At 48.1% G+C, this 11,206-nt stretch carries 11 protein-coding genes and 2 pseudogenes; 9 read left to right on the top strand and 4 right to left on the bottom strand.

All coding sequences use genetic code 11. The features are described 5' to 3' along the window. The coding region (locus JO375_RS00890) for a hypothetical protein (RefSeq protein ID WP_229522701.1) at positions 1-300 on the top strand (300 nt) is incomplete at its 5' end. Between the two features lie 287 nt (positions 301-587). On the opposite strand, the gene JO375_RS00885 is transcribed toward JO375_RS00890, so the two are convergent. Further along, positions 588-1,223 carry an NAD(P)-dependent oxidoreductase gene (locus JO375_RS00885; RefSeq protein WP_229522700.1) on the bottom strand — a complete coding sequence of 212 codons (636 nt, stop codon included), beginning with the start codon at positions 1,221-1,223 and terminating at the stop codon, positions 588-590. Between the two features lie 487 nt (positions 1,224-1,710). On the opposite strand from JO375_RS00885, the gene JO375_RS00880 reads away from it, so the two are divergent. The 4 genes from JO375_RS00880 (at position 1,711) to JO375_RS00865 (ending at position 5,255) form a co-directional block, all read left to right on the top strand. Next, positions 1,711-2,802, top strand: a complete 1,092-nt coding sequence (locus tag JO375_RS00880) for a glycosyl hydrolase (protein ID WP_229522699.1) — start codon at positions 1,711-1,713, stop codon at positions 2,800-2,802. Positions 2,803-2,890: 88 nt separating this feature from the next. Beyond that, positions 2,891-3,766 carry a GGDEF domain-containing protein gene (locus JO375_RS00875; RefSeq protein WP_229522698.1) on the top strand — a complete coding sequence of 292 codons (876 nt, stop codon included), beginning with the start codon at positions 2,891-2,893 and terminating at the stop codon, positions 3,764-3,766. A gap of 48 nt (positions 3,767-3,814) precedes the next feature. After that, complete coding sequence (locus JO375_RS00870; RefSeq protein WP_229522697.1) at positions 3,815-3,958, top strand: hypothetical protein; 144 nt, start codon at positions 3,815-3,817, stop codon at positions 3,956-3,958. Next, complete coding sequence (locus tag JO375_RS00865; RefSeq protein WP_229522696.1) at positions 3,951-5,255, top strand: glycosyltransferase family 2 protein; 1,305 nt, start codon at positions 3,951-3,953, stop codon at positions 5,253-5,255. Before JO375_RS00870 ends, JO375_RS00865 begins: the two co-directional genes overlap by 8 nt. A gap of 502 nt (positions 5,256-5,757) precedes the next feature. Here JO375_RS00865 and JO375_RS00860 read toward each other — a convergent pair. Next, positions 5,758-5,850: pseudogene (locus tag JO375_RS00860) on the bottom strand (AbrB/MazE/SpoVT family DNA-binding domain-containing protein); the annotation flags it as partial. A 180-nt stretch (positions 5,851-6,030) separates the two neighbouring features. Here JO375_RS00860 and JO375_RS00850 point away from each other — a divergent pair. The 3 genes and pseudogenes from JO375_RS00850 to JO375_RS00840 all read left to right on the top strand — a co-directional run bounded on the left by JO375_RS00850 (position 6,031) and on the right by JO375_RS00840 (position 8,990). Further along, a pseudogene (locus JO375_RS00850) lies at positions 6,031-6,348 on the top strand (hypothetical protein). 107 nt (positions 6,349-6,455) lie between these two features. Then, positions 6,456-7,013: a glycerol-3-phosphate responsive antiterminator gene (locus JO375_RS00845; protein WP_229522693.1), complete on the top strand. Its 558-nt coding sequence runs from the start codon at positions 6,456-6,458 to the stop codon at positions 7,011-7,013. Between the two features lie 273 nt (positions 7,014-7,286). Then, a complete protein-coding gene (locus JO375_RS00840; protein ID WP_322098678.1) occupies positions 7,287-8,990 on the top strand; it encodes a glycerol-3-phosphate dehydrogenase/oxidase in 1,704 nt (567 codons plus the stop codon). A 120-nt stretch (positions 8,991-9,110) separates the two neighbouring features. Here JO375_RS00840 and JO375_RS00835 read toward each other — a convergent pair whose 3' ends face one another. Together JO375_RS00835 and JO375_RS00830 are read right to left on the bottom strand one after the other, a co-directional pair. Beyond that, positions 9,111-9,788 carry a CidB/LrgB family autolysis modulator gene (locus JO375_RS00835; RefSeq protein ID WP_229522691.1) on the bottom strand — a complete coding sequence of 226 codons (678 nt, stop codon included), beginning with the start codon at positions 9,786-9,788 and terminating at the stop codon, positions 9,111-9,113. Next, entirely contained in the window at positions 9,785-10,156 is a 372-nt protein-coding gene (locus JO375_RS00830; protein ID WP_229522690.1) for a CidA/LrgA family protein, read from the bottom strand. The genes JO375_RS00835 and JO375_RS00830 overlap by 4 nt, the downstream gene beginning before the upstream one ends. Positions 10,157-10,288: 132 nt before the next feature. Between JO375_RS00830 and cidR the strand changes: the two genes are divergently transcribed. Further along, a complete protein-coding gene (cidR, locus tag JO375_RS00825) occupies positions 10,289-11,203 on the top strand; it encodes a cidABC operon transcriptional activator CidR (protein WP_229522689.1) in 915 nt (304 codons plus the stop codon). The last annotated feature ends 3 nt before the right edge of the window (positions 11,204-11,206 follow it).

Raw genomic sequence — 11,206 nt, 5'->3', positions numbered from 1 at the left:
TACCGTGTGCGTGCAAAAACAGACAAGAACACAAGTGACTGGAGCACATTGCAGACGCAAGCAACGCTTCGTCAAACGCTAATGTTGAATAAAATTCAGATACCATCCGTAACTAATGACACGTATAATAATCTTCCTCCCATTGAGGAGATTACCGAGTCGAAAATGAGTGTGACCGAATTCCCAAGTGTAATAGAAAAAGACTCGGCCCTTCATTTTTTGACAGATGCGAATGGTGAAGTATCCATACCAATGAATCGTAAAGAAGAAAACATTTCTGAAGAATCCGTATCTGAATAAGAAATTCTGTTAAATATGTACGAATAGAAGAAATATTCTAGGAAAAAGCATTTTGTTTTTGTTCTAAATAGTTGAGTTCTTTTCACAATAACTAACAGATGACTTCTGAAACAGGAGTCATCTGTTTTAGTATCTACTAATAAGAACTAAGCTAGAACGTTTGATTTAGCTAATTCAGTAAATAAAATAAAACAACACAAAGACCCTAGAGATGCACACTTTGGAAGAACGCATCTCTAGGGTTAAAATTTAATATTCATAAATTATTCAGCTTAGTCAGGGCTAATTTAAGACTCGGATACCACGGTGAAACGTTCGTTCAGATGTTGCGGGTTTTCAATCTCGTCAACTACAGCAACCGCAAAATCCTCATAGCTGACATAGCTTGCGCCTTTGGAATTAACCAGCAGCGTGTCTTTGCCCATTTGATAAGAGCCTGTGCGTTTGCCAAGAGCAAATTCGGCGGAAGGGCTGATAAAGGTCCAGTTCAGGTCACTGGTACCACGCAGAATTTCCAGGTTTTTTCCTTGATTATTTGCTGTCGGATATACGAAATCCGGGAAATCAGGCGTATCCTTGACTAAAAGGGTGTGGGAATCGTCAGAGAACAAGCTGCCTGCACCGCCTACAACAATCAGGCGTGTACCGGACACATTGCGCAGCGCTTCGATCAGAACGTTGCCTGCATCTACATGCAGATGCTCTTGTCCGAATGGCGCGCCAAAAGCGTTAACGACGACGTCAAAGCCTTTCAGATCGTCTGTTTTCAGATCAAAAACGTCTTTTTGTACCACTGTGGCACGGCTTTCTGTTACTTTGGCCGGGTCGCGAACGATTGCCGTTACTTCATGGCCTCTGTCCAATGCCTCTTTTACAATGTTTTTTCCTGCTTTGCCGCCTGCGCCAATAACTGCAATTTTCATAATAGATAGCCTCCTGTCATATGTTTTGAAAATGATGTATTAGTGTGATCGTAAGTAGAACCTGTTCATGCATGAACTTAGATATGTAACTATTATAGTTACAATATATAATGAAAGTCAAGCGCTTCTGTTAAGCCGGTTAAAGTCCTTCGATTGGCAAGAGCGGAACTCGTTAAAGTATATAAAGTGAAGCTGAATAAGCAAGTATAAGCAATTATTATACTTAGCCAACGCCTCTTGGAGTATAATTTGAAGTTTTGGCATTTTCTCCTTTATTAATCCCATGCATGACCCATTCATGAGCTGCTGTTTCTTTAGCACGACTGAAGTCTAAACTTTCGGGCTATGAACGCCGAATTATATAGTATGAATATTTGGTAGTAGAGTTAAAAAAAATAAAATTAGGTTTGCTTCGATATATCGGCCTCTAAAGAAGATCGCTATAACACCACGAATACAGAGGTTCAGCAAAATGGAGGTCAATAGTTTGGAATGGCGAAGCAGACGTAAAGTATTGTGGGTTTGGCTTGGCTTACTGTTAAGCGCAGCTATTGGAATCGGAGGATGCTTATCCCATAGCGATAGGGGAGAATCGACAAAACGCTTTATTGCGAAGAATTTGACCAACCCTAACGGTACACTGGCTACCTACTTGCAGAAGGCAAAATCGGTCAATCCTGAGTTGGCAGCAGGGCGAGAGGCACTCTCCGAGTCACTTGGACTTTGGATGCAGGCGGCATTAGCAAGTGATGATCAGGCCGCCTTTGAAAAGAGCTATGAAACGTTAAACCGCTACTTCGTGACGGATCAAGACTACATTGCATGGAAATTAAGCCCCGAAGGGGGGACGGAAGTTAGCACTAACGCGCTTGGCGACGACTTGCGGATTATTGGAGCTTTGCTGGAAGGGGCCCGGAAGTGGAAAGACCATCCCGTGTGGAGGGCGAGGGCTATAGATTTAACAAAAACGTTGTTAAGCCGTTCGCAAAAAAACGGATATCTAGTGGATTTCTACGATTTCTCCAAACAGGAAGTTCCTGATACTCTAGCCCTCGCCTATGTGGATTTGTCGACGCTAAAAGGGCTCATGCAAGAAGGTGTACTGGACGAAGGAGCGTACCGGCGATATCATACCCTGCTGCAGGAAATGCCGGATGACGGTGTATTTTACCCCAAGTCCTTTAACGTGGTCACCAGGGAGTATGAGTATGAAGTAACCGTAAATTTAATTGACCAACTACTTGTAGCTATTCATGCCGGAGAAACGGATAGGGATCAAGCACATCTGTATCAATTTTTGAAGCACAAGTTTGACCAAACGGGGAAATTGTTCGGACAGTATATGCGTACCGACCGGACGGCAGCGGTGAAGTATGAGTCCCCTTCGGTTTACGGTCTCGCCATCATGTTTGCTCTTCAACAAGGGGACAGGCCCTTGGCAGAACAACTGTACGAACGTATGCTAACCCTCAAGGGAAATGATGTCCGTTATCCCGGAGGGTATGTATTTAAAGCCAATACCCATATTTTCGATAATCTGCTTCCTCTACTAGGGGAGTATGCCCTTGAAAACGAGTGAGAAGCCTCTTGCTTTGACCGCGAGGAGGCGTCGGGCAGCGTGTCGACAATCCAACTAGTTTAAGTCATAAATCATTATAGAGGTGGGTATGAGAAATAAAAGATTAATCCAGCGCATGGTCTGGGGATACATCCTGCTGATCGGATTAGCGATCCTGCAGGTACTGCTGGTTTATGTGAACGTCTTTAGAGACCAATCTTTTACTATATTCGAGCTGGTTTTCAGTACAGGATGCCTTGCGGCTCTGCTACTGGGGTTTTTGGTTCCGGCCGGAGTCTCGGCCGTATGTATTTTTGTTTATATGGTTGCGTATTTGGTTTGGTTTACGTCTTACGCAGAGGTGGACGTGTTGTCGTTTTCCTGGCTATGGCTGCCCCCGGCCAATATGACTGCAGCCGCTTTTATCAAAGCCGGACTGATCCGCAATAAGCGGCTTATGGAGCGGCTTGAGGAGCTGCAGCGCAGGAATCCCGAAGTGGACCTGGATACCTCGCTCGGGAATAAGGAAGCTTTTGCGGAAACGTTGGTCAAACAGTCTAACCTTGCCAACCGTTATTCAGATATCTACAATTTCTGTCTGGCCATGTTTAAAATTGAATTTTTGCCAATGGTGCAGGAATCTCTCGGTTCGCAAGGGTATGCCCGGCTGCTCGTTTCCTTATCGGAAGGAATTCAGAAGCAAATCCGCTACGAGGATTACAAGTTTGGCCTTGGTCAGGGAAGGTTTATTGTTTTGCTTCCCATGACAAACCATGAGTTTTTAAAGGCGCTGACGGATCGGATCAAGAACGCGCTGATGGACATTTCCTTCCAGGACCGGAAAGGCCGGGAGTTGAAGTTGGTGATCCGTGCCGGGGCACTGGTTTTTACGAAGGAACAGTTCAGCAAATATGAAAATGCAGAGGCGGTCATTTCCGCGCTCGAACGCAATACAGAGACGGATTTGATCGGAGAATACATTTGAACTCATCGCAGGTTCATTGAGAATGATTTACAGCAGGAGGAGAAGGAGATGGCTTATACCGCCTGGTTTATTCCGTTATGCGAGATAGTTAGCGTCATTTTTTTCCTTGCGGTTTTGGGGTTGTTTATTGCAACGCTGGTCTTCCGGGTACGTGTAAATCGAAAATATGACCGGAGGAAAGTCAGTGGCTGATTTATTGTTAGTGTTATCGATTATAAGCATTTGGGTAGCCGTATTCCAGTCGATTCTGATTATGTGGGGCGCGGTTCGGTTTATTTTCAGGCAAAGCAGCAAGGATTGGGACATTCCCGATTCAGAGAAAATGGAGCATTTCCCCAGGGTGACCGTCATGGTTCCCGCGCATAATGAAGAATTGGTCATTGCAGCAACTGCGGCAAATATTTTGCTGCTGAATTACCCGAAGGACAAAGTGCAGCTCATCGTTATTGCCGATAACTGCAGTGACGGTACCGCCGGGAGATTGAAGGAGTTGAAAAACAAGGAAGTGTTTCGGGACCGGGATTTTATGATTTTTGAACGGACAGGAACGGGTGGTAAATCCGGAGCGCTTAATGATGCGCTGGAGTATGCCAAAAACGAGTGGATTTGCATTTTTGACGCCGATGCGGCGCCCGAGCGGAACGCTTTATACTTTTTGATCGAAAAGGCTATGGAAGAGCCGGATGCTTACGGGGCCGTTTTTGGACGGAACAAGGCAAGAAACCGCGGGCAAAATTTCCTCTCCAAATGCATCAATCTCGAACTGGTTACGTCCCAGCGGATTTATCATACCGGATTGTGGGAACTGTTCAAGTTGGGGACGATTCCGGGGACGAATTTCATTGTGAAAACGGATCTGATCCGCGAGATCGGCGGATGGGATACGCAGGCGATTACAGAGGATACGGCTATTTCGTTCGAGATTCTGACGAGGGGACAGCTCATTGCGCTAGCGCCCCAGGCGGAAGCTTATCAGCAGGAGCCGGAGCAACTCAGCGTTTATTTGAAGCAGCGGGAGCGGTGGGCCAAAGGGAATTTTTCCGTCGTGATCGACAACATCCATCATTTGTTCAACCGATCAAGCTGGCGCATAAAGCTGCATGTGCTGTACTACGTGGCGAGTTACTTCTGGTTTATGTTGGCCATTATTGTATCGGACACCATTTTCGTCGTGAATCTGATCTACGGAGTGATCGCGTTGTTCAAACCGGGTTTAGCGATGCCGTTTCAGTTTGCAGATAATTTGTATGTTTACCTCATGATTGCCTGGGGATTAATGTATTACCTTTTCGTGCTGCAGATCAATCTGGCGCTGGCGACCGATATTGGACAAAGTACGATGCAGAACTTTATTTTGTCCTGTATATCTTATTTCACTTATGCCCAATTGTTCCTGCTGATTTCTCTGCGCGCTTTCTATTCGATGATCGTCGACAAGGTGACGGGGAGAAAAACCAAGTGGTACAAAACGCAGCGGTTTGGGGGATAAGAAACCAGCAAGTGGCTGATCTGATCAATCAGGGTAACGGCAGCTTTTGACAGGCGAACTAACATGCATAAACTGGGACGTCCTTTTTTTGTGCTGCATGTGTACAAGCTGAAGCTGATCGGAGTCTGAGCCAGGTATTGCCGGCGCCGTTTCGCGGCTGGAGCTGTACGGTCGGTGCAAACGATTTTTTGGGTTGTTTTGTTGTTGGCCTTCATTTGAAAGGGAAAGTCATCATTGAGGTCATTTTGACGAGGAAGAAATACCGGCATCGGAAGGAAAAATTCGGCCGTTGAGAATATTGGTATAATATGTTGAAAGTGTTGGATGGAGTGATTGGTCATAAGCCACCGGAAGACCAGGCCGAATAAGACGGCATTTTTTGGAAATGGACAGGGGCAAAGGCTAACGACTCCTAACAAAACAAGAGCACTCCAGGCCGGTAAAAGGTCTGGGGCGCTCTTTGTTTATCAAGGTCACATCGTAAGATCGGGACAGAACCAATCTACAATAATTTTGTTATCTGAGATATTCGGCCCTGGGACACGCCAAGCCATTCGGCATATTCGCTCTGCTTGGCTTTTGGATGTTCATGCATTTTGTCACACTATTGATTTGAATGTAGGTACACTTAGCGGCACCGTCACAGGCAATCGTTCTATATATGTTAAGCTTTGCTTAACATACGACTTAGAAACCAGGTCGCTCCTATTGAACAGAAGGCAGCGAAACGACTTACTTTCCAACGGGAGAAATCAGGTCTATTTATGAAACTGCCATGAGATACCAACAGGACAGTTTGATTGTTATTGCAGGAATCGATGACGGAATGGGCAGCTCGGGTGACCGGGTGGCAGAAGCTACGCAGATTCTTGTGTGAAAGCCGTGATTGCACAAAGCTTTTGAGCGTATTCACCGCAGCAACCTTGCATTGATGGGCATTCTTCCGCTTCAATTCAAAGACGGCGAAAATGCAGATACGATCGGTTTGACCGGCAGAGAGCATTACGATATCCATATCAACGATCATATCCAACCTCGTCAAATAGTTAGAGTAGAAGTGACGGACGATAATGGCAAAAGAAATAGAGTATGAAAAAAAAGCTAGACTATGAAATCGCTTCACGTTCGTTAAATAGAGTGATAATATAAAATTTGGAAGATTTGACCGACATTTAGCCTAGGGATCTAAGGGGGATATCCATGCTATTTCAGGGACAACGCATTTTGCCTGCCGCCAAGCACATGAAGCAGCTGGAGGGCATTTTGGACAGCTCCTATGAGTATGCGGTTTTTCTGGATACGCATGTGGCGCAGCTACGCAGCCTGTACCAGCTTGCCAGGAGTCGCAATAAGCAGATGTTTTTGCATGCCGATCTGGTGCAAGGCTTGAAACATGATGAATATGCTGCGGAATATTTGTGTCAGGAGATTAAGCCGTTTGGGATTATCTCGACACGGTCCGGAGTGATTGCAACTGCTAAAAAGAAAGGAATTCTTGCTGTTCAGCGGGTGTTCCTGCTGGATACGATTGCGCTGGAAAAAAGCTACGCGCTGTTGAAAAAAACACGGCCCGATTATATTGAGGTGCTGCCCGGCATTGTTCCGCCAATGATTCAAGAGGTCGGCGAGCGTACGGGAATTCCCATATTAGCTGGCGGGCTGATTCGTACTCCCGAAGATGTGAAAGCGGCTATTGCTGCGGGAGCTACAGCAGTTACAACATCCAATAAACAGCTGTTCGAGTATTATAGGCGATAGATATCAAGTGGGGGCGTACGGGTTGAACGCTACGGCGGCCGGAAAAAGGCGGTTCATGCCGCGGTGGCGTTCAAGTAGTAGGCAGATTTCCCTTTTCATCATGTACCGTGTGTGCTACGATATGGATAAGTTAATACTCGTCAGGAGATTTGGAGAGACCATGAACCGCTCGGCATGTGCCGTAGCGATTGTTTGTGGTCTTTTTTTGCATCTTTTGATGATTGGTTTGGCAGATCCATCGTGCAACAGATACAAAACGGGGAGGGATCAATGATGGGAGAACAGGGATTTGCCGCGCAGGAGAGAACGGCTGTTTTGGAATGTATGGGACGGGAGCATTTTGATATATTAATTATTGGCGGCGGTATTACAGGAGCCGGAATTGCGCTGGATGCCGCGGATCGCGGTTTGAAGACGGCTCTGGTGGAAATGCAGGATTTCGCAGCAGGCACGTCCAGTCGCTCTACCAAGCTGGTGCATGGAGGTCTCCGTTATTTGAAGCAATTTGAGGTGAAGATGGTAGCCGAGGTCGGGAAGGAGCGGGCAATCGTATTCGAAAATGGCCCTCATGTGACCATACCGGAGCGTATGCTGCTTCCTTTTCACAAGGGTGGCACATTTAATGCGTTCACCACCTCGATCGGACTGCTGGTATATGATTTTCTGGCCGGGGTCAAACACAGTGAGCGCCGCCGAATGCTGGACATCCAGGCTACACTGGAGCGGGAGCCTTTGCTGAAGCGGGAAGGACTGAAGGGAAGCGGCAGCTATGTAGAGTATCGTACAGATGATGCTCGCCTAACAATTGAGGTCATGAAGGAGGCTGTCGCGCGAGGAGCGCTGGCGGTGAACTATGCTAAGGCTGACAGACTGCTGTATGACGAAGGTCGAATTAGCGGCGCAAGTGTAACCGACCAGGTCACGGGGAAGTCTTACGACATCCGGGCTTCGCTGGTCATTAACGCGGCTGGACCATGGGTGGATACGCTGCGGGAGATGGATCGTTCCAAAGAGGGCAAGGTGCTCCGCCTGACGAAAGGCGTCCATCTGGTATTCGATGCCAAGCGCTTTCCGCTGCAACAGGCTGTGTACTTCGACACACCGGATGGACGTATGGTGTTTGCAATTCCGCGTGATGGGAAGACCTACGCAGGTACAACCGATACCGTATATGAAGGGGATATAGCTCATCCCCGGATGACCGCTGAAGATCGGGCGTACGTGCTTCAAGCGATCAACGGGATGTTCCCTGACGTAAAGCTCAATATCAAGGATGTGGAATCCAGCTGGGCGGGGGTACGACCGCTCATCTATGAGGACGGCAAAAGCCCTTCGGAAATTTCACGCAAGGACGAAATTTGGAAATCCCGTTCGGGTCTGATCACGATTGCGGGCGGCAAGCTGACAGGCTACCGGAAAATGTCCGAGCTTGTCGTGGATCAGGCGGTGCGGGAGTTGGGGCGCTTGCATGGGCAGAGCTTCCGGCCATGCCGCACCCGCCATATCCCGATTTCGGGCGGCGACGTAGGCGGCTCGGCAGGCTGGGACTCTTTCGTGAGCAAGCAAGCTATAGCTGGCGCTGCGTTTGGTCTATCGCCGCAAACGGCCAGAGCATGGGCCACTCGCTACGGCTCCAATACAGAGCGGCTGTTTGCGATCGCAGCGCGCAGCATGAAGGAGGCTGCCGGGGCGGAAGCGGCATTGCCTGTGGAGGTGCGTGTTCCGCTCCTGTATGCGATGGAACAGGAAATGACGGTGACCCCGTCTGATTTCTTCATACGCCGAACCGGAGCGCTGTTCTTCCAGATTGACGAAGTGAAGCGCTGGCAGGAGCCCGTCATTGCACTGATGTCTGAGCATGCAGGCTGGAACGCCGCGCAGGAGCGCCAATATGCGGCCGAGCTCGATGCTTGCCTGCATGAAGCGGTGACGCCTGTAAAGGCAGAGGAGAAATCAGGCGTCGTGAAGGCCATTTGATGGCGGTGCGAAGAGCGTCCTTGCGTGTTTGGATGCCCTCTTCCATTGCTCTCGACTATGCAAAGAACCTCCGTTCCACCAGCTATTTGTGGAACGGAGGTTCTTTTGGTATATAAATGCTTACAGCATCAAGTGAAACAGGAACGGCGCAGCCGCCAAGGTAAAGAGAGCGGCTAGCACCATGGAGATGCTGGAGATTGTACCTGTCAGCGAGCTGAATTCGAATGCTTTGGAAGTACCGGTACCATGAGCACCGGTACCGAGCAGCACTCCGCGTGACACTTCATTTTCAATATGAAACAGCTTAACGATCATCGGACCGATAATAAGGCCACTTAATCCGGTTAATATAACGAATACAGCCGTGACGGTTGGATTACCGCCAATCGTTTGTGATACATTCATGGCAATGGGTGTCGTAATGGAGCGGGGGATCAGGCTGCTCAGCAGCGAGGAATCCAGATGCATCCATTTGGCAAGGGCCATGGAGGACAATACGGCTACAACAGAACCGGACAGCACACTCAATATGATTTGGGACGCGTGTTTTCTCAACACAGAGAAGTTGCGGTACAAAGGGACGGCAAAAGCAATCGTAGCTGGCTGTAGCAGCATAGACAGCAAGTGTGCGCCGGAATTATAGGAACGGTAGTTCACGCCCGTCAGCGTCAAAATCAAAATAATAGCGACAGGTGTAATAAGCAGTGGAGACATATACACCTTGGGCAGGGTACGGTACATGCGTTTGGCCATCCAGTAAATAGCGAGTGTCAATACAATGCATAGAAGACCGATCATAATGATTTGTGCTCCTTTCGTTTACCAAGCAGACTGGCGATCATACCTGTGCAGGCCATCACCAGAAAGGTGCCGAGCAGTACGACCAGCATAATACTCATGCCATCGTGTTCGAGCATCGGCCAATAATTCATAACACCAACAGCAGAAGGAATAAAGAATAATAGCAGTTCGGCCAGCAGCCAGTTCGCGCCAACCTCGATCCAGCTTAACCGGACCAAGCCTGTTTGCAGTAAAATAAAGAGGATCACCATACCGATAATGCTGCCGGGTACAGGCAGATGGAGCCAGGCGACTCCTGCGTTCAAAATGAGCGAAAAGGCCATCAGGACGGCAACCTGCAGAACACCGCGTATGAAACTTTTCATATATATTGACTCCTATCTTTGAGTTCCGTTATTTTCAAAACTTTAATGAAATTTTACATCACAAGCTTTCATGAGTAAAATGCATATAAAGAATGAAATGTATTCCGTTTGTCTATGAAAGGAGGTGTAAGTTTGGATATCCGGCATTTACAATATTTTTTGGAAGTTGCGCGGCTGCGCAGCTTTACAAAGGCAGCCCAGAGCATGTTCATTACACAGCCGACGATCAGCAAGACGATTCGAAGTCTGGAGGAGGAACTGGGTGTCATCCTGTTCAACCGAATTGGCAAAAAAGTTGAGCTGACGGATGCGGGGAAGGTGATTGAGCTTCAAGCACAAGCGATCGTGAAATCCTTTCAGAGCTTGTCTTCGGAGCTGAGTGATTTAATGAACCTGAAAAAAGGACACATCCGTATCGGCTTGCCCCCGATGGTAGGATCAAGCTTTTTTCCGCGTGTCATTGGGGAATTTCACAAGGCCTTTCCCGATGTGACCATTCAACTGTTCGAGGATGGGGCCAAGAAAGTGGAGCAGGACGTGGGAGCCGGAGCGTTGGATATCGGGGTGATCGTGCTGCCTGCGGTTGGCGATATGTTTGAGACATTTCTATTTGTGGAGGAAAAGTTGAACCTGCTTGTTCATCCTACGCATGCCTTGGCAGAAAGTGAGGAGGTGCCGCTATCCGCGCTGGCAGAGGAGCCCTTTGTACTGTTCCGTGAAGACTTTACGCTCCATGACCGTATCATTGCGGAGTGTGTCCGTGCCGGCTTTCAGCCGCATGTAGTCTACGAAAGCTCACAATGGGATCTCATCAGCGAAATGGTTGCTGCCAACCTGGGGATAGCACTGTTACCGGAGGCGATTTGCCGGGATCTCGATTCTGAGCGCTTGCGTATCCTCCCGTTAGTGGACCCCGTCATTCCATGGCATTTGGGGATGATCTGGCGGAAGGACCGTTATCTATCCTTTGCAGCCCGGGAATGGATATCGTTCACACAGGAACTGCTGCGGACAGAGTATGCTGGCAAGTATTCCCGAGAGAAGTGATTG

Source organism: Paenibacillus farraposensis (genome assembly GCF_020736845.1).
Classification (GTDB): Bacteria; Bacillota; Bacilli; order Paenibacillales; family Paenibacillaceae; genus Paenibacillus; species Paenibacillus farraposensis.
This window is presented reverse-complemented; position numbering and strand designations above follow the sequence as displayed.